This is a genomic window from Microbulbifer regidiadema (SeqCode), assembly GCF_052467605.1.
On the sequence record NZ_CP174316.1, the window covers coordinates 3,833,816 to 3,856,191 of the forward strand.

General features: G+C 55.0%; 32 protein-coding genes. 31 read left to right on the forward strand and 1 reads right to left on the reverse strand.

The window, feature by feature from the left end:
- Positions 1–108: 108 nt before the first annotated feature.
- The 5 genes from rpoC (at position 109) to tuf (ending at position 9,012) form a co-directional block, all read left to right on the forward strand.
- Positions 109–4,341 (forward strand): DNA-directed RNA polymerase subunit beta', encoded by a 4,233-nt coding sequence (rpoC, locus tag ACJJIF_RS17325; protein ID WP_444929558.1) that lies wholly within the window; start codon positions 109–111, stop codon positions 4,339–4,341.
- 249 nt (positions 4,342–4,590) lie between these two features.
- Complete coding sequence (rpsL, locus tag ACJJIF_RS17330; RefSeq protein ID WP_108731651.1) at positions 4,591–4,965, forward strand: 30S ribosomal protein S12; 375 nt, start codon at positions 4,591–4,593, stop codon at positions 4,963–4,965.
- 110 nt (positions 4,966–5,075) lie between these two features.
- Entirely contained in the window at positions 5,076–5,546 is a 471-nt protein-coding gene (rpsG, locus tag ACJJIF_RS17335) for a 30S ribosomal protein S7 (protein ID WP_152451131.1), read from the forward strand.
- Positions 5,547–5,636: 90 nt separating this feature from the next.
- Positions 5,637–7,742 (forward strand): elongation factor G, encoded by a 2,106-nt coding sequence (fusA, locus tag ACJJIF_RS17340; RefSeq protein WP_444892717.1) that lies wholly within the window; start codon positions 5,637–5,639, stop codon positions 7,740–7,742.
- A 76-nt stretch (positions 7,743–7,818) separates the two neighbouring features.
- Entirely contained in the window at positions 7,819–9,012 is a 1,194-nt protein-coding gene (gene tuf, locus ACJJIF_RS17345) for an elongation factor Tu (RefSeq protein WP_444929555.1), read from the forward strand.
- 160 nt (positions 9,013–9,172) lie between these two features.
- Here the strand turns inward: tuf and ACJJIF_RS17350 are convergent, their stop codons facing one another.
- Positions 9,173–9,649, reverse strand: a complete 477-nt coding sequence (locus ACJJIF_RS17350) for an aminoacyl-tRNA deacylase (protein WP_444929559.1) — start codon at positions 9,647–9,649, stop codon at positions 9,173–9,175.
- A gap of 174 nt (positions 9,650–9,823) precedes the next feature.
- On the opposite strand from ACJJIF_RS17350, the gene rpsJ reads away from it, so the two are divergent.
- The 26 genes from rpsJ to rpsD all read left to right on the forward strand — a co-directional run bounded on the left by rpsJ (position 9,824) and on the right by rpsD (position 22,374).
- Positions 9,824–10,135, forward strand: coding sequence for a 30S ribosomal protein S10 (gene rpsJ, locus ACJJIF_RS17355; RefSeq protein WP_010133849.1), 312 nt, complete (start codon positions 9,824–9,826; stop codon positions 10,133–10,135).
- Positions 10,136–10,245: 110 nt separating this feature from the next.
- On the forward strand, positions 10,246–10,881 hold the full coding sequence (gene rplC, locus ACJJIF_RS17360; RefSeq protein WP_108731654.1) for a 50S ribosomal protein L3: 636 nt from the start codon (positions 10,246–10,248) through the stop codon (positions 10,879–10,881).
- A gap of 18 nt (positions 10,882–10,899) precedes the next feature.
- The gene (rplD, locus tag ACJJIF_RS17365; protein ID WP_444929560.1) at positions 10,900–11,514 is read left to right on the forward strand and encodes a 50S ribosomal protein L4; all 615 of its coding nucleotides are present in this window, start codon (positions 10,900–10,902) and stop codon (positions 11,512–11,514) included.
- Complete coding sequence (gene rplW / locus ACJJIF_RS17370; RefSeq protein WP_282934398.1) at positions 11,511–11,807, forward strand: 50S ribosomal protein L23; 297 nt, start codon at positions 11,511–11,513, stop codon at positions 11,805–11,807. Before rplD ends, rplW begins: the two co-directional genes overlap by 4 nt.
- A gap of 14 nt (positions 11,808–11,821) precedes the next feature.
- The gene (rplB, locus tag ACJJIF_RS17375) at positions 11,822–12,646 is read left to right on the forward strand and encodes a 50S ribosomal protein L2 (protein WP_444929561.1); all 825 of its coding nucleotides are present in this window, start codon (positions 11,822–11,824) and stop codon (positions 12,644–12,646) included.
- Positions 12,647–12,683: 37 nt separating this feature from the next.
- Complete coding sequence (gene rpsS, locus ACJJIF_RS17380) at positions 12,684–12,962, forward strand: 30S ribosomal protein S19 (protein ID WP_069946924.1); 279 nt, start codon at positions 12,684–12,686, stop codon at positions 12,960–12,962.
- Positions 12,963–12,977: 15 nt separating this feature from the next.
- Complete coding sequence (gene rplV, locus ACJJIF_RS17385; protein WP_282934397.1) at positions 12,978–13,310, forward strand: 50S ribosomal protein L22; 333 nt, start codon at positions 12,978–12,980, stop codon at positions 13,308–13,310.
- A gap of 19 nt (positions 13,311–13,329) precedes the next feature.
- Positions 13,330–14,010: a 30S ribosomal protein S3 gene (gene rpsC / locus ACJJIF_RS17390; protein ID WP_444929562.1), complete on the forward strand. Its 681-nt coding sequence runs from the start codon at positions 13,330–13,332 to the stop codon at positions 14,008–14,010.
- An 11-nt stretch (positions 14,011–14,021) separates the two neighbouring features.
- Positions 14,022–14,435, forward strand: coding sequence for a 50S ribosomal protein L16 (gene rplP / locus ACJJIF_RS17395; protein WP_282934395.1), 414 nt, complete (start codon positions 14,022–14,024; stop codon positions 14,433–14,435).
- The gene (gene rpmC, locus ACJJIF_RS17400; protein ID WP_020411392.1) at positions 14,435–14,626 is read left to right on the forward strand and encodes a 50S ribosomal protein L29; all 192 of its coding nucleotides are present in this window, start codon (positions 14,435–14,437) and stop codon (positions 14,624–14,626) included. Before rplP ends, rpmC begins: the two co-directional genes overlap by 1 nt.
- Positions 14,627–14,628: 2 nt before the next feature.
- Positions 14,629–14,892, forward strand: a complete 264-nt coding sequence (rpsQ, locus tag ACJJIF_RS17405) for a 30S ribosomal protein S17 (RefSeq protein WP_444929563.1) — start codon at positions 14,629–14,631, stop codon at positions 14,890–14,892.
- A 46-nt stretch (positions 14,893–14,938) separates the two neighbouring features.
- Positions 14,939–15,307 (forward strand): 50S ribosomal protein L14, encoded by a 369-nt coding sequence (gene rplN / locus ACJJIF_RS17410; RefSeq protein ID WP_444929564.1) that lies wholly within the window; start codon positions 14,939–14,941, stop codon positions 15,305–15,307.
- A gap of 20 nt (positions 15,308–15,327) precedes the next feature.
- A complete protein-coding gene (gene rplX / locus ACJJIF_RS17415) occupies positions 15,328–15,639 on the forward strand; it encodes a 50S ribosomal protein L24 (RefSeq protein ID WP_444929565.1) in 312 nt (103 codons plus the stop codon).
- Positions 15,640–15,670: 31 nt separating this feature from the next.
- Positions 15,671–16,210, forward strand: a complete 540-nt coding sequence (gene rplE / locus ACJJIF_RS17420) for a 50S ribosomal protein L5 (RefSeq protein ID WP_020411396.1) — start codon at positions 15,671–15,673, stop codon at positions 16,208–16,210.
- Between the two features lie 9 nt (positions 16,211–16,219).
- Complete coding sequence (gene rpsN, locus ACJJIF_RS17425; RefSeq protein ID WP_020411397.1) at positions 16,220–16,525, forward strand: 30S ribosomal protein S14; 306 nt, start codon at positions 16,220–16,222, stop codon at positions 16,523–16,525.
- Between the two features lie 40 nt (positions 16,526–16,565).
- Positions 16,566–16,958, forward strand: a complete 393-nt coding sequence (rpsH, locus tag ACJJIF_RS17430; RefSeq protein WP_108731662.1) for a 30S ribosomal protein S8 — start codon at positions 16,566–16,568, stop codon at positions 16,956–16,958.
- A 12-nt stretch (positions 16,959–16,970) separates the two neighbouring features.
- Entirely contained in the window at positions 16,971–17,504 is a 534-nt protein-coding gene (gene rplF, locus ACJJIF_RS17435) for a 50S ribosomal protein L6 (protein WP_444929566.1), read from the forward strand.
- 13 nt (positions 17,505–17,517) lie between these two features.
- A complete protein-coding gene (gene rplR, locus ACJJIF_RS17440) occupies positions 17,518–17,868 on the forward strand; it encodes a 50S ribosomal protein L18 (RefSeq protein WP_282934392.1) in 351 nt (116 codons plus the stop codon).
- Positions 17,869–17,878: 10 nt separating this feature from the next.
- Positions 17,879–18,385 (forward strand): 30S ribosomal protein S5, encoded by a 507-nt coding sequence (gene rpsE / locus ACJJIF_RS17445; RefSeq protein WP_444929567.1) that lies wholly within the window; start codon positions 17,879–17,881, stop codon positions 18,383–18,385.
- A gap of 38 nt (positions 18,386–18,423) precedes the next feature.
- Positions 18,424–18,609 (forward strand): 50S ribosomal protein L30, encoded by a 186-nt coding sequence (rpmD, locus tag ACJJIF_RS17450; RefSeq protein WP_020411402.1) that lies wholly within the window; start codon positions 18,424–18,426, stop codon positions 18,607–18,609.
- Position 18,610: 1 nt separating this feature from the next.
- Positions 18,611–19,045: a 50S ribosomal protein L15 gene (rplO, locus tag ACJJIF_RS17455; RefSeq protein WP_108731666.1), complete on the forward strand. Its 435-nt coding sequence runs from the start codon at positions 18,611–18,613 to the stop codon at positions 19,043–19,045.
- 11 nt (positions 19,046–19,056) lie between these two features.
- A complete protein-coding gene (gene secY / locus ACJJIF_RS17460; RefSeq protein WP_444929568.1) occupies positions 19,057–20,403 on the forward strand; it encodes a preprotein translocase subunit SecY in 1,347 nt (448 codons plus the stop codon).
- Between the two features lie 41 nt (positions 20,404–20,444).
- Positions 20,445–20,561 carry a 50S ribosomal protein L36 gene (gene rpmJ / locus ACJJIF_RS17465; RefSeq protein WP_010133825.1) on the forward strand — a complete coding sequence of 39 codons (117 nt, stop codon included), beginning with the start codon at positions 20,445–20,447 and terminating at the stop codon, positions 20,559–20,561.
- Positions 20,562–20,904: 343 nt separating this feature from the next.
- Positions 20,905–21,261 (forward strand): 30S ribosomal protein S13, encoded by a 357-nt coding sequence (gene rpsM, locus ACJJIF_RS17470; RefSeq protein ID WP_282934388.1) that lies wholly within the window; start codon positions 20,905–20,907, stop codon positions 21,259–21,261.
- 87 nt (positions 21,262–21,348) lie between these two features.
- Positions 21,349–21,738: a 30S ribosomal protein S11 gene (rpsK, locus tag ACJJIF_RS17475; protein WP_020411406.1), complete on the forward strand. Its 390-nt coding sequence runs from the start codon at positions 21,349–21,351 to the stop codon at positions 21,736–21,738.
- 15 nt (positions 21,739–21,753) lie between these two features.
- A complete protein-coding gene (rpsD, locus tag ACJJIF_RS17480) occupies positions 21,754–22,374 on the forward strand; it encodes a 30S ribosomal protein S4 (RefSeq protein WP_108731669.1) in 621 nt (206 codons plus the stop codon).
- Positions 22,375–22,376 lie beyond the last annotated feature (2 nt).

Here is a 22,376-nt window from a genome sequence, read left to right on the forward strand (position 1 = left end):
CAGGTGAAATGAGACAAGTGCCAGCGCCCCGCGAAGCAGTGGGGCAGCTGGCCAGCCCGGCGGCCAGTGCGAGCGCCGGGTTGACTACCCCCTAGTGGAGGAAAGGCCTTGAAAGATTTATTAAATCTGGTGAAGTCCCAGGAGCAGCTGGAAGAGTTTGATGCGATTCGTATCGGTCTGGCATCACCGGACATGATTCGCTCCTGGTCCTACGGCGAAGTGAAAAAGCCGGAGACCATCAACTACCGTACCTTCAAGCCCGAGCGTGAAGGCTTGTTCTGCGCCAAGATCTTTGGCCCGGTAAAAGACTACGAGTGCCTGTGCGGTAAGTACAAGCGCATGAAGCACCGCGGCATTATCTGTGAGAAGTGTGGCGTTGAAGTGACCAAGGCCAAGGTTCGCCGTGAGCGCATGGGTCACATCGAGCTGGCCAGCCCGGTTGCACACATCTGGTTCCTGAAGTCCCTGCCGTCCCGTATCGGCCTGCTGCTGGACATGACCCTGCGCGATATCGAGCGCGTGCTGTACTTCGAATCTTACGTGGTTACCGAGCCGGGTATGACGACCCTGGAGCGCGGCCAGCTGCTGAATGACGAGCAGTACTTTGAGGCGATGGAAGAGTTCGCCGACGAGTTTGAAGCGAAGATGGGTGCCGAGGCGATCCAGGAGCTGATGGCGGATATCGAGCTGCCCGCAGAAATCCAGCGCCTGCGCGAAGAGATCCCGGCGACCAACTCCGAAACCAAGATCAAGAAACTGTCCAAGCGCCTGAAGCTGCTGGAAGCCTTCTACAAGTCCGGCAACAACCCGGAGTGGATGGTGATGAAGGCTCTGCCGGTTCTACCGCCGGATCTGCGTCCGCTGGTACCGCTGGATGGTGGTCGTTTCGCGACCTCCGATCTGAACGACCTCTACCGTCGTGTGATCAACCGTAACAACCGTCTGAAGCGCCTGCTTGAGCTGAACGCACCGGACATTATCGTGCGCAACGAAAAGCGCATGCTGCAGGAATCTGTTGACGCACTGCTGGATAACGGCCGTCGCGGTCGCGCCATCACCGGCTCCAACAAGCGCCCGCTGAAGTCCCTGGCTGACATGATTAAAGGTAAGCAGGGTCGTTTCCGTCAGAACCTGCTGGGTAAGCGTGTTGACTACTCCGGTCGTTCCGTGATCGTGGTAGGTCCGACCCTGCGTCTGCACCAGTGTGGTCTGCCCAAGAAGATGGCACTGGAACTGTTTAAGCCGTTTATCTTTGGCAAGCTGGAATCCCGTGGCCTGGCCACTACGATCAAAGCTGCCAAGAAGATGGTTGAGCGCGAGGAAGCTGTCGTTTGGGATATCCTCGACGAAGTGATCCGCGAGCACCCGGTACTGCTTAACCGTGCACCGACCCTTCACCGTCTGGGTATCCAGGCGTTTGAACCGGTACTGATTGAAGGTAAGGCCATCCAGCTGCACCCGCTGGTTTGTGCGGCCTATAATGCCGACTTCGACGGTGACCAGATGGCGGTACACGTACCGCTGACGATCGAAGCGCAGCTGGAATCCCGCGCGCTGATGATGTCCACCAACAACATCCTGTCGCCTGCCAACGGTGAGCCGATCATCGTACCGTCCCAGGACGTGGTACTGGGTCTGTACTGGATGACCCGCGAGCGCGTTAACGATAAAGGCGAAGGCATGTTCTTCTCCGATATCAAAGAAGTGAGCCGCGCTTTCTACGCCAAGCAGGTTGGTCTGCAAGCGAAGATCAAGGTGCGTATCCGCGAAAATATCGTCGGCGAAGACGGTGAGAAGCACGAGACTATCTCCATTCAGGACACCACTGTAGGCCGCGCGCTGCTGTGGAACATCGTGCCGGAAGGCCTGCCGTTTGCGCACGTCAACCAGCCGATGAAGAAAAAGGCAATCTCCCGCGCCCTGAACGAGTGCTACCGCAAGGTGGGCCTGAAGGCGACGGTTATTTTTGCCGACCAGCTGATGTATACCGGTTTCGATTTCTCTACCAAGTCCGGTTCCTCCATTGGTGTGAACGACTTTGAGATTCCGGCTGAAAAAGCCGAACTGATCGATGCTGCGGAAGCGGAAGTGAAAGAGATTGAAAGCCAGTTTGCTTCCGGCCTGGTAACCCAGGGTGAGAAGTACAACAAGGTTATCGACGTTTGGTCCCGCACCAACGACAAGGTAACCCAGGCGATGATGGCCGGTATCAAGAAAGAGAAGGTGATCGACCGCGAGGGCAACGAGACCAAGCAGGACTCCTTCAACTCCGTATACATGTACGCCGACTCCGGTGCCCGTGGTTCTGAAGCGCAGATTCGTCAGCTCGCCGGTATGCGTGGTCTGATGGCCCGTCCGGATGGCTCCATTATCGAGAACGCCATTACGGCAAACTTCCGTGAAGGTCTGACCGTACAGCAGTACTTCATCTCGACCCACGGTGCTCGTAAAGGTCTGGCGGATACCGCACTGAAAACCGCTAACTCCGGTTACCTGACCCGCCGTCTGGTTGACGTGGCCCAGGACGTGGTAATTACCGAGCTGGATTGTGGCACCGACGACGGTCTGACCATGGCGCCGGTAATCGAGGGCGGTGACGTTATCGAATCCCTCGGTGACCGTATCCTCGGCCGTGTTGTGGCCCGCGATGTACTCAAGCCGGGCAGCGATGAAATCGCCGTTTCCGCCGGTACTATGATCGACGAGAAGTGGGTAGAGCGCATCGAAGCCATGGGCATCGATGAGGTTCTGGTTCGCTCCCCGATCACCTGTGAGACTGCACACGGTATCTGTGCCCAGTGTTACGGCCGCGACCTGGCCCGTGGCCACCGCGCCAACCCGGGTGAGTCTGTGGGCGTTGTTGCCGCACAGTCCATCGGTGAGCCGGGCACCCAGCTGACCATGCGTACCTTCCACATCGGTGGTGCTGCAAGCCGCGCCTCCGCTGCGGACAGCATTCAGGTGAAGCAGGGCGGTACCGTACGTCTGCATAATGTTAAGACGGTTAAGACCGAAGTTGGCACTCTGGTAGCCGTGTCCCGTTCCGGTGAGCTGGCGATTGCCGACAGCGCCGGTCGCGAGCGCGAGCGCTACAAGCTGCCTTACGGTGCTGTGATCAGCGTCTACGAAGGTGCCGAGGTAGACGGTGGCCAGATCGTGGCCAAGTGGGACCCGCACACCCACCCGATCATCACCGAGGTAGCCGGTTGGGTGAAGCTGTCCGGTATGGAAGAAGGGCTCTCCATCCGCAAGCAGACCGACGATATCACTGGCCTGTCTTCTATCGAGATTATCGATCCGGCCGAGCGCCCGGCAGCGGGTAAAGATCTGCGCCCAGCGGTAACCCTGCTGGATGAGAACGGCGAAGAGCTGACTCTGGCTAACAGTAATGCGCCTGCGCACTACGCCCTGCCGCCGCGTGCGATCCTCAGCCTGGCTGAAGGTAAGCAGGTGAACGTGGGTGACGTAATTGCACGTATTCCGCAGGAATCCGGCGGTACCAAGGATATCACCGGTGGTCTGCCCCGCGTTGCCGACCTGTTTGAAGCGCGCAAGCCGAAAGAGCCGTCCATTCTGGCGGAAATCTCCGGTACCGTTTCCTTCGGTAAAGAGACCAAAGGCAAGGTTCGTCTGCAGATTACTCCGCGCGACGGCAAGCCGCTGGCCAATGGTAAGGACCACTACGAGGTTCTGATTCCAAAGCATCGCCAGTTGACCGTGTTCGAAGGTGAAACTGTAGAGAAGGGTGAGGTTATCTCCGATGGCCCGTCCAACCCGCACGATATTCTGCGCCTGAAAGGTGTGGAAGAGCTGGCTCGCTACATCACCAACGAGATCCAGGAGGTTTACCGCCTCCAGGGTGTAGGCATTAACGATAAGCACATCGAAACCATCGTGCGTCAGATGCTGCGTAAAGTTGAAGTCACCGAGATGGGTGATTCCAGCTTGATTAAGGGCGACCAGGTTGAATACCAGCGCGTGATCGAAGAGAACGAACAGCTGCGTGCCGAGAACAAGCAGCCCGCTCAGTTCGAACGCCTGCTGCTGGGTATTACCAAAGCGTCCCTGGCCACTGAGTCCTTCCTGTCGGCGGCCTCGTTCCAGGAGACCACCCGCGTTCTGACCGAAGCGGCGGTAACCGGCAAGGAAGACAGCCTGCGCGGCCTGAAAGAAAACGTGGTTGTGGGTCGCCTGATCCCGGCCGGTACCGGTCTGGCCTACCACAGCGAGCGCAAGCGCAAGCGCAGCCTGCAACTGGAAGAGGCCTTCGGTGAAGGACCTTCCGCTGCTGAGGTTGAAGCGGCTCTGACTGAGGCGCTGTCGAAGTCCTCAGGCGAATAAGGCATATCCCGCTCCACCGGCTGGTGAAGTGGGGTAGGTCGGGGCACTTCGGTGCCCGATCTGATATTGGCGACTGTCTGTGATGTAAGCACTTACTTCCGTCGCCGATTGACTAGGCGGGTCGTCGCTTATAGAATGCGGCCCCCGCTTATGTGGGGTGTTCCGTTCGATCCCAGGATCGACGATACACACAGACGATAGGCCCTCACTGTTAGAGGTGGGGGTATTTTATTTTTGGAGTGATTTTTAATGGCAACGATCAACCAGTTGGTTCGTAAGCCGAGAAAACGCAAAGTTGAAAAAAGCGACGTTCCTGCTCTGCAGGCTAGCCCGCAGCGTCGCGGAGTTTGCACTCGTGTGTACACCACTACACCGAAGAAGCCGAACTCTGCACTGCGTAAGGTTTGCCGTGTGCGTCTGACCAGCGGTTACGAAGTAACTTCGTACATCGGTGGTGAAGGCCACAACCTGCAAGAGCACAGCGTGGTACTGATTCGCGGCGGTCGTGTAAAAGACCTGCCGGGTGTGCGCTACCACACTGTACGCGGTGCACTTGACTGTGCCGGCGTAAACGATCGCAAGCAGGGCCGTTCTAAGTACGGCGCCAAGCGTCCTAAAGGTTAATCACCTTTAACGATTTGCGTTTCGGTTTCCAACCGGAGTAAGGCTGAGCTCGCCGGATTGTAAGGTTTTACGGCGGCGTCTCGGAGTAACCCTGAAGAGAGGCAATACCCATGCCGAGAAGACGAGTAGTCGCCAAGCGCGAAGTACTACCCGACCCCAAGTTCGGGAACGTCACCCTGGCCAAGTTCATGAACCACGTCATGATCAGCGGCAAGAAGTCAGTTGCAGAGCGTATCGTATACGGTGCACTTGAAACTATTTCTGAAAAATTGAACAAAGATCCGATCGAAGTATTCGAAGAGTCTTTGGAAAATATCGCGCCTATGGTGGAAGTGAAGTCCCGCCGTGTTGGTGGTGCGACGTATCAGGTGCCTGTAGAAGTGCGCCCCTCGCGTCGTACGGCTCTGGCGATGCGTTGGTTGGTAGAGTTCTCCCGTAAGCGCGGTGAGAAATCTATGGCCCAGCGTCTGGCCAACGAGATGATCGACGCAGCCCAGAACAAGGGTGGCGCGGTCAAGAAGCGTGAAGATGTACACCGCATGGCAGAAGCCAACAAGGCATTCTCTCACTACCGCTTCTAAGTCTGATGAATACCAACATCGGAAATTAATACCGAAAGGCAGCACGGAAAATTCCAGGCTGCCTTTTGCCGTTATATCGAGGATACAACTGTGGCACGTAAAACGCCCATCGCACGTTACCGTAACATCGGTATCTGTGCCCACGTAGATGCCGGTAAAACTACCACTACCGAGCGCGTACTTTTCTACACTGGTCTGTCCCACAAAATTGGTGAAGTACACGAAGGTGCTGCCACCATGGACTGGATGGAGCAGGAGCAGGAGCGTGGTATCACCATTACTTCTGCTGCGACCACCTGTTTCTGGTCCGGCATGCAGCAGCAGTTCGACCAGCACCGCGTAAACATCATCGATACCCCGGGACACGTTGACTTCACTATTGAAGTTGAGCGCTCCCTGCGCGTACTCGACGGTGCTGTTGTTGTACTGTGTGGCTCCTCTGGTGTTCAGCCTCAGACTGAAACCGTATGGCGCCAGGCGAACAAATACGAAGTACCGCGCATGGTATTCGTAAACAAAATGGACCGCGCCGGTGCGAACTACCGCAACGTTGTGAGCCAGCTGAAAGACCGCTTGAACGCGAATGCTGTACCTCTGCAGATGACCATCGGCTCTGAGGACGAGTTCAAGGGTGTTGTTGACCTGGTGAAGATGAAGGCCATTCTGTGGAATGAAGCCGACCAGGGCATGACTTTCGACTACGCTGACATCCCCGCTGAGCTGCAGGACGAGTGCGATGAAATGCGCGAGTACCTGGTAGAAGCGGCAGCTGAAGCCAGCGAAGAGTTGATGGAAAAATACCTGGAAGAAGGTGAGCTGTCCGAAGAAGAAATCAAGGCAGCTATCCGTCAGCGTACCCTGGCCAACGAAATTGTACCGGTTCTGGGCGGTTCTGCGTTCAAGAACAAGGGTGTACAGGCTGTACTGGACGCAGTTATCGAATACCTGCCGGCGCCGACTGAAGTTAAGGCGATCGAAGGTACTCTGGAAGATGGCGAAACTGTTGAGAGCCGCGAAGCTGACGACAATGCGCCCTTCGCTGCACTGGCGTTCAAAATTGCTACCGACCCCTTCGTTGGTACCCTGACTTTCTTCCGTGTTTACTCCGGTAAGCTGGAGAGTGGTACTGCGGTATACAACTCCGTAAAAATGAAGAAAGAGCGTGTCGGTCGTATGGTGCAGATGCACTCCAACGATCGTCAGGAAATTAAAGAAGTACTGGCTGGTGACATCGCTGCTGCGATCGGTCTGAAAGACGTCACCACTGGCGACACCCTGTGTGCCGAAGACAACAAGATTGTTCTCGAGCGTATGGAGTTCCCCGAGCCGGTAATCTCTGTTGCGGTTGAGCCCAAGTCCAAGCCGGACCAGGAGAAAATGGGTATTGCCCTCGGCAAGCTGGCCCAGGAAGACCCGTCCTTCCGCGTGAAGACTGACGAAGAAACCGGTCAGACCATTATCTCCGGTATGGGTGAATTGCACCTGGACATCATCGTTGACCGCATGAAGCGCGAGTTCAACGTTGAAGCTAACATCGGTAAGCCGCAGGTGGCCTACCGTGAAACTATCCGCAATACCTCTGAGATCGAAGGCAAGTTCGTTCGTCAGTCCGGTGGTCGCGGTCAGTACGGTCACGTATGGGTGAAGTTTGAGCCCGCCGAAGACGAGTCCCAGGAAGGTCTGGAATTCGTTAACGAAATCGTGGGCGGTGCGGTACCGAAGGAATACATTCCTGCGGTGCAGAAAGGTATCGAAGAGCAGATGAAGAACGGTGTTCTGGCTGGCTACCCGCTGCTGGGCCTGAAGGCGACTCTGTACGACGGTTCCTTCCACGATGTCGACTCCAATGAGATGGCGTTTAAAATCGCCGGTTCTATGGCGACCAAGAAACTGTCCAGCCAGGGCGGTGCGGTACTGCTTGAGCCGATGATGAAGGTTGAAGTAGTAACTCCGGAAGAGAATATGGGTGACGTGGTTGGCGACCTCAACCGTCGTCGCGGTCTCATTCAGGGCATGGAAGACAACCCCTCCGGTAAGGTTGTCAATGCGGAAGTACCTCTGGCAGAGATGTTCGGTTACGCAACCGACCTGCGTTCTGCGACTCAGGGCCGTGCTACCTACACCATGGAATTCCTGAAGTACGCCGAAGCGCCGAAAAACGTTGCCGATGAGATCATCGCCAAGACCAAGGCTTAATTAATTTCTGCTTAAAGGGGGCCGGGCCAACAGCTGGGGCCCCTTTGGCAAACTTTTAGCTAGAGGACATCTAAAGATGGCAAAAGAAAAGTTTGAACGTTCCAAGCCCCACGTGAACGTGGGCACCATCGGTCACGTTGACCACGGTAAAACCACCCTGACCGCTGCTCTGACCCGCGTATGTGCGGAAGTATGGGGCGGTGACGCTGTTGCTTTCGACGGTATCGACAATGCACCGGAAGAGCGTGAGCGCGGTATCACCATCGCTACCTCTCACGTTGAGTACGAGTCCCCGACTCGCCACTACGCGCACGTAGACTGCCCGGGGCACGCCGACTACGTTAAGAACATGATCACCGGTGCTGCTCAGATGGACGGCGCTATCCTGGTATGTTCCGCAGCTGACGGCCCCATGCCGCAGACTCGTGAGCACATCCTGCTTTCCCGTCAGGTAGGTGTACCTTACATCGTTGTATTCCTGAACAAAGCGGACATGGTAGACGACGAAGAGCTGCTCGAGCTGGTAGAGATGGAAGTTCGCGAACTTCTGGACCAGTACGAGTTCCCGGGTGACGACACTCCGATCATCGTTGGTTCCGCTCTGATGGCCCTGAACGGCGAAGACGACAACGAAATGGGTACTACCGCTGTTAAGAAGCTGGTAGAGACTCTGGACGAGTACATCCCTGAGCCGGAGCGTGCGGTAGACCTGCCGTTCCTGATGCCGATCGAAGACGTATTCTCTATCTCTGGTCGCGGTACTGTTGTAACCGGTCGTGTAGAGCGCGGTGTGATCAACACTGGCGACGAGATCGAAATCGTTGGTATCAAAGAAACCACCTCTACTACCTGTACTGGTGTTGAAATGTTCCGCAAGCTGCTCGACGAAGGTCGTGCTGGTGAGAACATCGGCGCACTGCTGCGCGGCACCAAGCGTGACGAAGTAGAGCGTGGTCAGGTACTGGCTAAGCCGGGCTCCATCACTCCGCACACCAAGTTCGAAGCGGAAGTGTACGTACTGTCCAAGGACGAAGGTGGTCGTCACACCCCGTTCTTCAAAGGCTACCGTCCTCAGTTCTACTTCCGTACTACCGACGTAACTGGTGCGTGTGAGCTGCCGGAAGGTACTGAAATGGTAATGCCGGGCGACAACATTCAAATGGTTGTTACCCTGATCGCTCCGATCGCCATGGAAGACGGCCTGCGCTTCGCTATCCGCGAAGGTGGTCGTACCGTAGGTGCGGGCGTTGTTGCCAAGATCATTGAGTAATCGTTACTCTTGATCTAAATAAAAAGCCGCAGCGGACGCGCTGCGGCTTTTTTTATGTGCGCAAATTGGCATTGCCCGATGCAGGTGAATGATGCATTGAGCACCATTCCCATCTGCTATCCACTTCTTATCCCTGTTGCCCGCTTTTTATCCGTCAAGTCTATGGCCAATCCCGGCTTAGGTTGCAGCTCCTGCTGCCGCTGAACAGCTTGGTGAACTGTCGGCCACTCATCTCGACCAGCTCTTCGTGGTCGCCGGCCTCAAAGTAGATGGTTTCACGATGCCCGAGACTGCTGTCTAGTAGGGTGGTGATGCCGTAGGCCTGTCCGAGGACGGGCAGGGCGCCCAGTTCGCAGTCTGGGAATATGGCCCCGAGTTCGGTTTCCGACACCATTTGCAGAGAGTTGCGCCCGGTTTCTTCATGCAGCGCGCGCATATCGAGATTGCTGCTGGCCGGAATCACCGCCATTACATAGCCCTCCATATCTTGCAGCAAAATCGCTTTGGCGAGCTGATCCTCGCGCACATGGGCGGCGCGGGCGCTTTCGCGGCTGGTGTCGGTGTGTGGATGTTGAATCAAGTGGTAGTCGACCGAGCGGTCGCTGAGGTATTGACTCAGTGTTGCGGCGATAGTCATCTTTGGCTCCTCATTTCGCCTGGGGTATTCAATTGTAGTTTCAATAGATTGAAATTTGATCAGCCTGTACAGTTGACAGCCTGCTGTGCGCCCCGTAGAATTCGCGCTCCTTTTCGCCCGCCCTCGGGGCTGCGTAAGAGGACGTTCTTTAGTTAATAATTGGAGTTTGATTCCATGCAGGGTCAACGTATCCGTATTCGCCTGAAGGCCTTCGATCACAAGCTGATCGACGCGTCCACTCAGGAGATCGTAGAGACGGCTAAGCGCACCGGCGCACAAGTTCGCGGTCCTATCCCGCTGCCGACTCGCAAAGAGAAGTACACCGTACTGATTTCCCCGCACGTTAATAAAGACGCTCGCGACCAGTATGAGATTCGTACTCACAAGCGTTTGCTGGACATCGTTGAACCTACCGAGAAAACCGTCGACGCGCTGATGAAGCTCGATCTGGCGGCCGGTGTTGAGGTCCAAATTAGTCTCGGCTAACACTTTTACTAACTACCGAATCCCGAACGAAAAAGGTTCGGGTAGTGTAACGCTCTGAAATTGGGCGGCCGCAGTGGGTTAAAGCCCCGTGCACTGAGAGGTTAAAAAAGATGACTATAGGTATTGTCGGCCGCAAGAGCGGCATGACTCGCATCTTCACTGAAGATGGCGTATCCATTCCGGTAACCGTTGTTGAGGTTGCTCCGAATCGCGTCACCCAAGTGAAAACTCAGGAAACTGACGGTTACAGTGCTGTTCAAGTAGCAGTAGGCAGCCGCAAAGCTTCCCGTGTCTCCAAGCCCGCAGCGGGCCACTTCGCCAAAGCCAATGTAGAGGCTGGCACAAATCTTTTCGAACTGCGCACTGACGGTTCTGAAGAGACTTTCGAAATCGGTTCTGAAATTACTGTTTCCAGCTTCGAAGCTGGCCAGATGATCGACGTAACCGGCACTTCCAAAGGTAAAGGCTTCCAAGGCGGCGTTAAGCGTTGGAACTTCCGCACCCAGGACGCTACCCACGGTAACTCCCTGTCTCACCGCGCACCCGGTTCTATCGGTCAATGTCAGACTCCTGGCCGCGTATGGAAAGGCAAGAAAATGGCCGGACATATGGGTGCTGAGCGCGTAACCGTGCAAAACCTGGAAGTGGTTCGTGTCGATGCCGAACGCAACCTGCTGTTGGTTAAAGGCGCCGTACCCGGTGCACCCGGTGGCAACGTTATCGTTCGTCCGGCAGTTAAAGCCTAAGTCTGAGGGGAAATAGATATGGAACTGAATATCGCTACTCCCGAAGGCGCTAAAGGCACAGTAGCTGTCTCTGAAGTGACTTTCGGACGTGAGTTCAACCAAGATCTGGTACACCAGGCAGTTGTGGCCTATATGGCCGGCGCTCGCCAGGGTACCAAGGCGCAGAAAAATCGTTCCGATGTTTCTGGTGGTGGTAAAAAACCATGGCGCCAAAAAGGTACTGGCCGCGCACGTGCCGGTACTATCCGCAGCCCGCTGTGGCGTTCCGGTGGCGTAACTTTCGCCGCTGATCCGCGCGATCACAGCGTTAAGCTGAACAAGAAAATGTACCGCGCTGCACTGCGCTGCATCTTGTCTGAGCTGGCTCGTCAGGAGCGCCTGGTAGTGGTTGAGTCCTTCGACGTGGACGCGCCCAAGACCAAGCAGTTGGTAAGCAAGCTGGCTCAGTTTGATCTGTCCAATGCGCTGATCGTGACTGAAGAGGTTAGCGAAAACCTCTACCTGGCCGCACGCAACTTGCACAAGATCGACGTCCGCGATGTACAGGCGATCGATCCCGTAAGCCTGATTCGCTTTGACAAGGTCGTGGTTACCGTTTCTGCGCTCAAGAAAATTGAAGAGGTGCTGGGATGAACCAAGAGCGACTCTACAAAGTACTGCTGGGCCCGGTAATTTCCGAAAAAGCTGCTGGACTGGCCGATAGCGCCAATCAGGTAGTTTTCAAGGTTACCACCGACGCCGAAAAAGCTGAGATCAAGGCTGCGGTTGAGAAGCTGTTTAACGTTTCCGTTGAGCAGGTTCGCACCGTGAACGTAAAGGGCAAAACCAAGCGCACTCGCAATGGCATGGGCCAGCGCAGCGACTGGAAAAAAGCCTACGTTCGCCTGGCTGAGGGCAGCGACATCAACTTTGAAGCTGCTGAGTAAAGGGGACAGTTACAATGGCAATTGTAAAAACAAAACCGACCTCCGCCGGCCGTCGTCACCTGGTTAAGGTTGTTAACCCCGACCTGCACAAAGGTGCTCCTCACGCTCCCCTGCTGGAAAGCAAGAGCAAGAGCGGTGGCCGTAACAACAACGGTCGTATCACCACCCGTCATATCGGTGGTGGTCACAAGCAGCACTACCGTGTAATCGACTTCAAGCGCAACAAAGACGGTATTCCGGCTAAAGTTGAGCGCCTGGAGTACGATCCGAACCGCAGCGCACACATCGCTCTGGTGTGTTACGCCGACGGTGAGCGTCGTTACATTATCGCACCGAAAGGCCTGAAAGCAGGTGCCACCATTCAGTCCGGCGATGCCGCACCGATTGTTGTGGGTAACACTCTGCCTCTGCGCAACGTTCCGGTGGGTTCTGTGATCCACGCGATCGAGCTGAAGCCAGGCAAAGGCGCTCAGCTGGCCCGTTCTGCTGGTGCCTCCGTGCAGCTGGTAGCTCGTGAAGGTCAGTACGCGACCATTCGTCTGCGTTCCGGCGAAATGCGCAAGGTTCTCGCTGAGTGCCGCGCAACCCTGGGTGAAGTGAGCAACTCCGAGCACAGCCTGCGCAAGCTGGGTAAAGCCGGTGCTGCACGCTGGCGCGGTGTTCGTCCTACCGTTCGCGGTGTGGCGATGAACCCGGTAGATCACCCGCACGGTGGTGGTGAAGGCCGTACCTCTGGTGGTCGTCATCCGGTTACTCCGTGGGGCGTTCCGACCAAGGGTAAGAAAACGCGCAAGAACAAGCGCACCGATAAGATGATTGTACGTCGTCGCGGCAAGTAAGCCGCGCGATGTCTGAGCAGCTAGAGAGGAATCGACAGTGCCACGCTCATTAAAGAAAGGTCCCTTTATTGATCTGCATTTGATCAAGAAGGTGGAGGCAGCGATTGCAGCAAACGATCGTCGGCCGATTAAAACCTGGTCCCGCCGTTCCATGATTATGCCGGAAATGGTTGGACTGACGATTGCCGTGCACAACGGTCGTCAACACGTGCCCGTTTTGGTTAACGAAGAAATGGTTGGCCATAAACTGGGCGAGTTCGCTGCTACCCGCACTTACCGCGGTCATGCTGCGGACAAGAAAGCGAAGAAGCGCTAAGCCGAGGTTAAAAAGATGGAAGTAGCAGCAAAATTACGCGGCGCACGTCTATCGGCGCAAAAGGCGCGACTGGTAGCTGATCAGGTTCGCGGCAAAGGCGTTGAAGAAGCCCTGGATATACTGGCGTTCAGTACTAAAAAGGGTGCGGCGATCATTAAGAAAGTACTGGAGTCGGCCATTGCCAATGCCGAGCACAACGAAGGTGCTGACGTTGACGAGCTGAAGGTTTCCACAATTTTTGTGGACGAAGGTATGACCATGAAGCGCATTAAACCGCGTGCCAAAGGTCGTGCTGATCGCATTCTTAAGCGTACTTGTCACATCACTGTGAAAGTAGCCGAGAAATAACAGAGCAGGCGAGAAAACCATGGGACAAAAAGTACATCCTACCGGCATTCGTCTGGGTATCGTTAAAAAGCATACCTCTGTTTGGTATGCCGGCAGCGACGAGTACGCAGACAAGCTGTACACGGATCTGAAAGTTCGCGAATTTATTCGCAAAAAACTGGCCCACGCTTCTGTGAGCCGTATCGAGATCGAACGTCCGGCAAATACTGCACGTGTGAGAATTCACACTGCACGCCCGGGTATCGTAATCGGTAAAAAAGGTGAAGACGTAGAACGTCTGCGCAATGAAGTAAGCGCGCAGATGGGCGTACCTGTGCACATCGACATCGAAGAAGTGCGCAAGCCTGATATGGACGCCGCTCTGGTTGGCCAGAACGTTGCCCAGCAGCTGGAACGCCGCGTTATGTTCCGTCGCGCTATGAAGCGTGCCGTGCAAAACGCTATGCGTCAGGGTGCCGAAGGTATCAAGATTCAAGTAAGTGGCCGTCTCGGCGGTGCAGAAATCGCGCGTACCGAATGGTATCGCGAAGGCCGTGTGCCCCTGCACACTCTGCGCGCCAACATCGACTACGCCAATGTTGAAGCGAAGACAACTTACGGCATCATCGGTATCAAGGTGTGGATCTTTAAAGGCGAAGTCATCGGTGACGAAGTACCCGATGAGAAGCCGGTAAAGAGCCGCAAAAAAGCTGCTAAATAAGGGGTACGCAAATGCTGCAACCAAAGCGTACAAAATTCCGCAAGGTACAGAAGGGTCGCAACCGCGGTCTTGCTCAGCGCGGCTCTAAAGTGAGCTTTGGCGAGTTTGGCCTTAAGGCTACCGGTCGTGGTCGCATTACTGCGCGCCAGATCGAAGCGGCTCGTCGCGCAATGACTCGTCACATTAAACGTGGCGGTAAAATCTGGATTCGAGTGTTTCCAGACAAGCCAATTACCAATAAGCCCCTCGAAGTTCGTATGGGTAAAGGTAAAGGTGGCGTTGAATACTGGGTAGCTCAGATCCAGCCGGGTAAAGTCCTCTATGAGATGGAGGGTGTATCCGAAGAGCTGGCTCGCGAGGCTTTCGCACTTGCTGCGGCCAAGCTACCTGTAAAGACAACTTTCGTTAAGCGTTCGGTGATGTAATGAAGACTGCAGATCTACGCGAAAAGTCAGTTGAAGAGCTGAACCAGGAACTGCTGAACCAGCTCGAAGCTCAATTTAAGCTTCGGATGCAAAAGTCCACCGGTCAACTGGCTCAGACTCATCTGCTGAAGCAGACTCGTCGCGACATTGCTCGCATAAAGACTGTGTTGACCGAGAAGGCAGGTAATTAATCATGGCTGAAGCAAAACTGAAGCGTACTCTGACCGGTAAGGTTGTGAGTGACAAGATGGATAAAACCATCACCGTTTTGATCGAGCGCCGTGTTAAGCACCCGATCTACGGCAAAATTGTGAGCAAGTCCACAAAGCTTAAGGCTCATGACGAGAACAACGATTGCAGCATCGGTGATGTTGTAACGATCGAGGAATCTCGTCCGCTGTCCAAGAGCAAGTCCTGGTCCTTGCAGAAAATTGTAGAGCGTGCGGCGAAGGTATAACCCCTAGCGCATTGACTGCCGAATTGAAAGGTTTCGGAGAGAGACAATGATTCAAGCGGAATCCTACTTAGAAGTAGCTGACAACAGTGGGGCTCGCCGCGTCATGTGCATCAAGGTGCTGGGCGGCTCCCATCGTCGTTATGCCGGCGTGGGCGACATTATTAAGGTAACCGTTAAGGAAGCCATTCCCCGCGGTAAAGTGAAGAAAGGTCAGGTAATGAACGCGGTTGTGGTTCGCACCAAGAAAGGTGTGCGCCGTACCGATGGTTCCCTGATTAAATTTGACGATAACGCAGCGGTGCTGCTGAACCAGCAACTGGCGCCGGTTGGCACCCGTATTTTTGGTCCGGTAACTCGCGAACTGCGCGGTGAGAAGTTCATGAAGATCATCTCCCTCGCTCCCGAAGTTATCTAGGCCTCGAGCGGAGAAGAGTTATGCGCAAGATCAAGCGTGACGACGAAGTGATCGTTATCGCCGGTCGTGACAAGGGCAAACGTGGTTCAGTACGTAAAGTACTGAACGACGGTCGTCTGATTGTCTCCGGCATACAGATGATCAAAAAGCACCAAAAGCCAAACCCACAGATGGGTATTGCAGGTGGCATCGTTGAGAAAGAAGCTGCTATCCAAGCTTCCAACGTAGCTATCTTCAACCCTAGCACCCAGAAGGCTGACCGGGTGGGCTTTAAAGTACTGGAAGACGGCACTAAGATTCGCGTCTTCAAATCCAGCGGCGAAGCCATCTAAGGCTCTTGACGCAAAAGCAGGTTGGTAGATCATGGCAAAGCTTAAAGAGCTCTACACTAAGGACCTCGTGGCCAAGCTAAAAGAAGAGCTTGGTCTCGAGAATGTGATGGCAGTGCCGCGCATCACCAAGATCACCATCAACATGGGTGTTGGTGAAGCGATTGGTGATAAGAAGGTGCTGGAGCACGCTGTCAACGATATGACAGCAATTACTGGTCAAAAGCCCATCGTTACTAAAGCGCGCAAGTCTATTGCGGGCTTTAAGATTCGTGACGGTTGGCCGATCGGCTGCAAGGTAACTCTGCGCGGTGAGCGCATGTATGAGTTCCTGGAGCGTTTGGTTGACATCGCGATTCCGCGTATCCGCGACTTCCGTGGCATTAGCCCGAAGCAGTTCGACGGCCGCGGTAACTTCTCTATGGGCGTGACTGAGCAAATCATCTTCCCGGAAATTGACTACGACAAAGTAGACAAACTCCGCGGTCTGGATATTTGTATTACCACTACAGCTGCAAACGACGATCAAGGTCGTGCGCTGCTGAAAGCGTTCAACTTCCCTTTCAAGGGTTAAGAGGATTCCATGGCGAAGAAATCCATGATTGCGCGCGAAAACAAGCGCGCTCGAACCGCAGCTAAGTACGCCGAAAAGCGTCAAGAGCTGAAGGCGATCATCGCCAGTTCCACTGCTTCCGAAGAGGAGCAGTGGGAGGCTCAACTCAAGCTGCAGAAAATGCCGCGCGATGCAAGCCCGGTACGTCAGCAACGCCGCTGTCGTATTACTGGTCGCCCCCACGCTGTATACCGCAAGTTCGGCCTGTGCCGTAACAAGCTTCGCGAAGCTGCGATGCGTGGTGATGTTCCTGGCCTCGTGAAGTCCAGCTGGTAATTACCGGCTGGTTTAAGGCAGATTTGAGGAGTCTCATAAGATGAGTATGCAAGATCCGTTGGCAGATATGCTGACTCGCATCCGCAATGCCCTGGCGCGCGGAAAGGCGGAAGTCACCCTGCCATCATCCAAACTGAAAGTAGCAGTGGCCAACGTCCTGAAAGACGAAGGTTACGTTACTGATTTAAACGTAAGCGAAGGCGCTAAGCCGGAACTGACCATTGCTCTGAAATACTTCCAGGGCAAGCCGGTTATTGCCGAGCTCAATCGCGTTTCCCGTCCGGGCCTGCGCGCTTACACTGGTAAAAAAGCTCTGCCTACCGTACGTGGTGGCCTGGGTATCGCGATCGTTTCCACCTCTAACGGTGTGATGACTGACCGCGCTGCACGTCAGGCCGGTATCGGTGGCGAAGTGCTTTGTACCGTATTCTAAGCGGGGGTTGCAATGTCTCGAGTAGCAAATAGTCCGGTAGTTATCCCCGCAGGTGTAACCGTAGACCTGAAAGGTCAAAATATCGCTGTTAAAGGCGGTAGCGGTAACCTGGATATGGTTATTCACGGTGATGTAGAAGTGAGCGAGGCTGAAAGCCAGCTGACTTTTGCCGCGCGCAATAACTCCAAGCAGGCCAAAGCGCTGGCGGGTACTACCCGTGCTCTGGTCAATAACATGGTGATAGGCGTAAGCAAGGGCTTCGAGAAGAAGCTGCAGTTGCTGGGTGTTGGTTATCGTGCGAAAGCAGCCGGTAAAGCGGTTAACCTGACCCTGGGCTTCTCCCATCCGATCGATTATCAGTTGCCGGAAGGTGTGACTGCGGAAACGCCATCCCAGACTGAAATCGTACTGAAGAGCAGCAATAAACAGCTGCTGGGCCAAGTGGCCGCTGAGATCCGTGCGTTCCGTCCGCCGGAGCCCTACAAAGGTAAGGGTGTCCGTTATGCCGACGAGCGTGTGTATCGCAAAGAGGCCAAGAAGAAGTAAGTAGGGCATAGATATGAACGTTAAGAAAGCATCTCGCTTGCGTCGTGCACGTCGTGCCCGCGCCAAGATCCGTGAGCTGGGCGCCGTTCGCCTCACCGTGAACCGCACCCCGCGCCACATTTACGCACAGATCCTGTCTGCCGAAGGCAGTGCGGTATTGGCTTCCGCCTCTACCCTGGACAAGGACCTGCGCTCTGGTAAAACCGGCAACGCTGACGCTGCTGCCGCAGTTGGCAAACTGATCGCTGAGCGCGCGAAAGCCGCTGGCGTTGAACAAGTTGCCTTCGATCGTAGCGGCTTCAGATACCATGGCCGTGTTAAGGCTCTGGCTGACGCTGCCCGCGAAGCCGGTCTGAAATTCTAAGGGTTGAGTTATGGCTAGAGAGAAAGACAAAAGCAACGACGAAGGCCTGCAGGAGAAGCTGGTCCAGGTCAACCGCGTTGCCAAGACTGTTAAAGGTGGTCGTATCTTCGCCTTTACCGCACTGACTGTCGTTGGTGATGGCAATGGCCGTGTCGGCTTCGGTCGCGGCAAGGCGCGTGAAGTGCCTGTAGCGATTCAGAAGGCGATGGAAGCTGCACGCCGCAACATGATCCAGGTAGATCTGAATGGTGACACCATCCAGTACGCTACCAATGGTCGCCACGGCGGTTCCAAGATTTACATGCAGCCCGCTTCCCAGGGTACCGGTGTAATTGCCGGCGGTGCTATGCGCTCCGTACTGGAAATGGCTGGCGTAAACAACGTATTGGCTAAGTGTTACGGCTCCACCAACCCGGTGAACGTCGTACGTGCAACTTTCAAAGCTCTGGAGCAAATGCAGAGCCCGGAAGATGTCGCTGCCAAGCGCGGTAAATCTGTCGAAGAGATTCTGGGCTAATCACAGCCCGGATTTAAGGTTATTGGTGGGTTAAGACCATGGCTAAAAAGACCATTAAAGTGACCCAGACCAAAAGCATCAACGGACGCCTGAAAAGTCATCAGGCGTGCGTTGCGGGTCTGGGCCTGCGCCGTATCGGCCACACAGTGGAAGTGGAAGATACTCCTTCCGTGCGCGGCATGATCAATAAAGTTAACTACCTGGTTAAGGTTGAAGGGGAATAACATGCGTTTGAACGACTTGTCTCCTGCACCGGGCCACAAGCACAGCGCCAAGCGCGTTGGTCGCGGCATTGGTAGTGGATTGGGTAAGACCGGTGGCCGCGGCCACAAAGGTCAGAAAGCGCGTTCCGGCGGCAGTGTTCGTCCGGGCTTCGAAGGCGGTCAGATGCCTTTGCAGAAGCGTCTTCCTAAGTACGGTTTCACCGCGCGTGTTTCTCGCTTCACCGCAGAAGTACGTCTGGCTGAGCTGGCGAAGGTAGAAAATGACGTAATCGATTTGGCAGCGCTTAAGAATGCCGATATCATCGGCAGCCATATTAAACGCGCCAAAGTGTTCCTCTCAGGTGAGCTGACCAAAGCTGTTACCGTTAAGGGTCTGGGAGTTACCAAAGGTGCAAAGGCAGCGATTGAAGCTGCTGGCGGTAAAATAGAAGACTAATCGAGGCGCCAATGGCACGACCAGGATCCGGTGGAAATCCCCTGGGCAACAGCAAGGGATTGGGCGAGCTTTGGGCTCGCCTTCGTTTTCTGTTTCTAGCGATTCTTGTTTATCGTCTGGGGACACATATTCCGGTGCCCGGCATTGATCCGGAAAAGCTGTCAAACCTGTTTAATCAGAACCAGGGAACCATCCTTGGCCTGTTTAACATGTTTTCAGGCGGCGCCCTGGAAAGGATGAGTATTCTGGCGCTGGGCATCATGCCCTACATCTCCGCGTCCATCATCATGCAGTTGATGAGCGCGGTGACTCCCTCTCTGGAAGCGCTGAAGAAGGAAGGGGAGGCCGGAAGGCGTAAGATCAACCAGTACACCCGCTATCTGACGGTATTGCTGGCCCTGATTCAGGGTATCGGCATGACTTTCGGCTTGGCAGGGCAGAACCTGGCTTACTCATCTGAGCCGGCGTTTGGTTTTTACTTTGTGGCGGTCACGTCACTGGTGACTGGTGCTGTATTTATGATGTGGCTCGGTGAGCAGATCACTGAGCGCGGTGTTGGCAACGGCATTTCCATGCTGATTTTTGCCGGTATCGTCGCCGGCTTGCCCGGTGCCATCGGCCAGGCATTTGAACAGGCGAGACAGGGTGAGCTGCACATACTCATGCTGCTGATGATTGGCGTCATCGCTCTTGCTGTAGTGTTCTTTGTGGTTGTTATGGAGCGCGGCCAGCGCCGCATCACCATCAACCACGCCAGGCGCCAAGCGGGGCGTTACTCCGCAGCTCCGGCTGCGCAGTCGAGCCACTTGCCGCTCAAGGTAAATATGGCCGGCGTAATTCCGGTAATCTTTGCCAGCAGTATCCTGCTGTTCCCGGCCACACTGGCACAGTGGTTTGGCCAGGGCGGGGAAGGTCTCGGTGCAGAGATCCTGCAGTGGATGGCGTTGCAGCTTGGGCCAGGGCAACCGCTGAACATTATTCTGTTCGCACTGTTGATTGGTTTCTTCTGTTTCTTCTACACGGCGTTGATGTTCAACCCGAATGAAGTGGCAGATAACCTGAAAAAGTCCGGTGCTTATGTGCCAGGTATTCGCCCTGGAGAGCAGACGGCCCGCTATATCGATAGCGTGCTGACTCGCCTCACCCTGGTGGGTGCTGTATACATCGCATTGGTATCCCTGCTGCCGCAGTTCCTGGTGGTTGGGTTTAACGTTCCCTTCTATCTGGGGGGTACCTCACTACTGATCGTTGTAGTCGTAGTGATGGACTTTATGGCACAGGTACAGTCGCACCTGTTGTCACACCAGTACGAGGGTTTGATGAAAAAATCTAACCTGCAAAGCTACGGTCGTCGCTAGGGCGTCACCTGCTCGCAGTTTGATTGAATTGAGGTAAGGTCATGAAAGTACGTGCTTCTGTAAAAAAGATCTGCCGTAACTGCAAAATCGTGCGTCGCAAGGGTGTTCTGCGGGTAATCTGCAGCGCTGAGCCGCGTCACAAGCAGCGTCAAGGCTAAGAAGGGGCCAGCCCCTTGCGGAGAGCGCCCTCTGGGCGCCTCTGTAAAAGCTGGAAGAATTCGCCACTCGATACAGCCCCGTATCGGATGGCAACACCCCGGGAACTTTTGGGGTGGGAAGTGAGCAACAGCGAGCTTCCAACTGGGGGCGTTGACTGTCGTCTTCATCCGCTTCGGGGGACCGCTGCGGACGTTGGCTATTGCAAATTAGTGTCTGAAAAGCTATTCTTGCGCGCCTTTTTGGTGGCGCCGCCGGTTTTTTAGTCGCTGTCAGCGCCGAAATCAAAGTAGAGTCACATACTTATATATAAAGCAGTGGCTCCAATACGTGGAGTATGCCTCTATGGCACGTATTGCTGGTGTCAATGTACCAGACCACAAGCACGCCGTAATCTCCCTGACCCACATTTATGGGGTTGGTCGCACTACGGCTAAGTCTATTTTGGCAGCGGTTGGTATCGCTGAATCCACCAAAATCCGCGAACTGTCTGAAGAGCAGATCGAAACCATCCGTGGTGAAGTTGCAAAACTGACCGTGGAAGGCGACCTGCGCCGTGAAATATCCATGAACATCAAGCGTTTGATGGACCTGGGTTGTTATCGCGGTCTGCGTCACCGTCGCAGCTTGCCGCTGCGTGGTCAGCGCACCAAGACCAATGCTCGCACCCGTAAGGGTCCGCGCAAGCCGATTCGCAAGTAAGCCTTAACTAAGGCGCGAAATCGCGGTTCAAGATGCCCCGTCCGGCTAATCGCCGAGGGGATTTGATACAGGATTTAGGATACTGGTATGGCTAAGCCAAAAACTACTGTTCGCAAAAAGGTCAAAAAGACCGTTGTCGACGGTATTGCCCACATCCACGCATCGTTCAACAACACGATCGTGACGATCACTGATCGCCAGGGTAATACCCTCAGCTGGGCCACCGCAGGTGGATCTGGCTTCCGTGGCTCGCGTAAGAGCACCCCGTTTGCAGCCCAGGTTGCCGCTGAGCGCGCAGGTACTGCAGCTCAGGAATACGGCCTGAAAAACCTCGACGTAGAAGTTAAGGGCCCCGGCCCCGGTCGCGAATCTGCCGTTCGCGCACTGAACAACTGCGGCTACAAGATCACCAACATCACCGACGTGACGCCAATCCCGCATAACGGATGTCGTCCACCTAAAAAGCGTCGCGTGTAAGAGGGGGCTGACAAAATGGCACGTTATATTGGACCAAAATGTAAACTGTCCCGTCGTGAAGGGACTGACCTGCAGCTGAAGAGTGGTGTTCGTCCGCACGACTCCAAGTGTCGCGCAGAATCCAAGCCCGGCCAGCACGGCGCGGGTCGCGGTCGTCTGTCCGACTACGGTATTCAGCTGCGTGAAAAGCAAAAAGTTCGTCGTATCTACGGCGTACTGGAAAAGCAGTTCCGTAACTACTATAAGGAAGCGGCACGTCTGAAGGGCGCTACAGGTGAAAACCTGCTGCAACTTCTCGAGCAGCGTCTGGACAACGTGGTTTACCGCATGGGCTTCGGCTCAACTCGCTCTGAAGCGCGTCAGCTGGTTTCCCACAAAGCGATTCTGGTAAACGGCACTACCGTTAACATCCCTTCTTTCCAGGTTAAAGAAGGCGACGTTATCGCTGTACGTGAAAAAGCCAAGAAGCAGCTGCGTATCCAGAATTCCGTTTCCCTCGCTGCCCAGCGTGGCGATGTCGAGTGGGTAGACGTAAACGCGAGCAAACTGGAAGGCACTTTCAAGCGCACTCCGGATCGTGTCGATCTGCCGGCAGAGATCAACGAAAACCTTATCGTGGAACTGTACTCTAAGTAACA

Coding starts and splice junctions, on each gene's coding strand:
- rpsL (WP_108731651.1), top strand. CDS start 4,591: ATGGCAACGATCAACCAGTTGGTTCGTAAGCCGAGAAAACGCAAAGTT.
- rpsG (WP_152451131.1), top strand. CDS start 5,076: ATGCCGAGAAGACGAGTAGTCGCCAAGCGCGAAGTACTACCCGACCCC.
- tuf (WP_444929555.1), top strand. CDS start 7,819: ATGGCAAAAGAAAAGTTTGAACGTTCCAAGCCCCACGTGAACGTGGGC.
- ACJJIF_RS17350 (WP_444929559.1), bottom strand. CDS start 9,649: ATGACTATCGCCGCAACACTGAGTCAATACCTCAGCGACCGCTCGGTC.
- rpsJ (WP_010133849.1), top strand. CDS start 9,824: ATGCAGGGTCAACGTATCCGTATTCGCCTGAAGGCCTTCGATCACAAG.
- rplC (WP_108731654.1), top strand. CDS start 10,246: ATGACTATAGGTATTGTCGGCCGCAAGAGCGGCATGACTCGCATCTTC.
- rplD (WP_444929560.1), top strand. CDS start 10,900: ATGGAACTGAATATCGCTACTCCCGAAGGCGCTAAAGGCACAGTAGCT.
- rplW (WP_282934398.1), top strand. CDS start 11,511: ATGAACCAAGAGCGACTCTACAAAGTACTGCTGGGCCCGGTAATTTCC.
- rplB (WP_444929561.1), top strand. CDS start 11,822: ATGGCAATTGTAAAAACAAAACCGACCTCCGCCGGCCGTCGTCACCTG.
- rplV (WP_282934397.1), top strand. CDS start 12,978: ATGGAAGTAGCAGCAAAATTACGCGGCGCACGTCTATCGGCGCAAAAG.
- rpsC (WP_444929562.1), top strand. CDS start 13,330: ATGGGACAAAAAGTACATCCTACCGGCATTCGTCTGGGTATCGTTAAA.
- rplP (WP_282934395.1), top strand. CDS start 14,022: ATGCTGCAACCAAAGCGTACAAAATTCCGCAAGGTACAGAAGGGTCGC.
- rpmC (WP_020411392.1), top strand. CDS start 14,435: ATGAAGACTGCAGATCTACGCGAAAAGTCAGTTGAAGAGCTGAACCAG.
- rpsQ (WP_444929563.1), top strand. CDS start 14,629: ATGGCTGAAGCAAAACTGAAGCGTACTCTGACCGGTAAGGTTGTGAGT.
- rplN (WP_444929564.1), top strand. CDS start 14,939: ATGATTCAAGCGGAATCCTACTTAGAAGTAGCTGACAACAGTGGGGCT.
- rplX (WP_444929565.1), top strand. CDS start 15,328: ATGCGCAAGATCAAGCGTGACGACGAAGTGATCGTTATCGCCGGTCGT.
- rplE (WP_020411396.1), top strand. CDS start 15,671: ATGGCAAAGCTTAAAGAGCTCTACACTAAGGACCTCGTGGCCAAGCTA.
- rpsN (WP_020411397.1), top strand. CDS start 16,220: ATGGCGAAGAAATCCATGATTGCGCGCGAAAACAAGCGCGCTCGAACC.
- rpsH (WP_108731662.1), top strand. CDS start 16,566: ATGAGTATGCAAGATCCGTTGGCAGATATGCTGACTCGCATCCGCAAT.
- rplF (WP_444929566.1), top strand. CDS start 16,971: ATGTCTCGAGTAGCAAATAGTCCGGTAGTTATCCCCGCAGGTGTAACC.
- rplR (WP_282934392.1), top strand. CDS start 17,518: ATGAACGTTAAGAAAGCATCTCGCTTGCGTCGTGCACGTCGTGCCCGC.
- rpsE (WP_444929567.1), top strand. CDS start 17,879: ATGGCTAGAGAGAAAGACAAAAGCAACGACGAAGGCCTGCAGGAGAAG.
- rpmD (WP_020411402.1), top strand. CDS start 18,424: ATGGCTAAAAAGACCATTAAAGTGACCCAGACCAAAAGCATCAACGGA.
- rplO (WP_108731666.1), top strand. CDS start 18,611: ATGCGTTTGAACGACTTGTCTCCTGCACCGGGCCACAAGCACAGCGCC.
- secY (WP_444929568.1), top strand. CDS start 19,057: ATGGCACGACCAGGATCCGGTGGAAATCCCCTGGGCAACAGCAAGGGA.
- rpmJ (WP_010133825.1), top strand. CDS start 20,445: ATGAAAGTACGTGCTTCTGTAAAAAAGATCTGCCGTAACTGCAAAATC.
- rpsM (WP_282934388.1), top strand. CDS start 20,905: ATGGCACGTATTGCTGGTGTCAATGTACCAGACCACAAGCACGCCGTA.
- rpsK (WP_020411406.1), top strand. CDS start 21,349: ATGGCTAAGCCAAAAACTACTGTTCGCAAAAAGGTCAAAAAGACCGTT.
- rpsD (WP_108731669.1), top strand. CDS start 21,754: ATGGCACGTTATATTGGACCAAAATGTAAACTGTCCCGTCGTGAAGGG.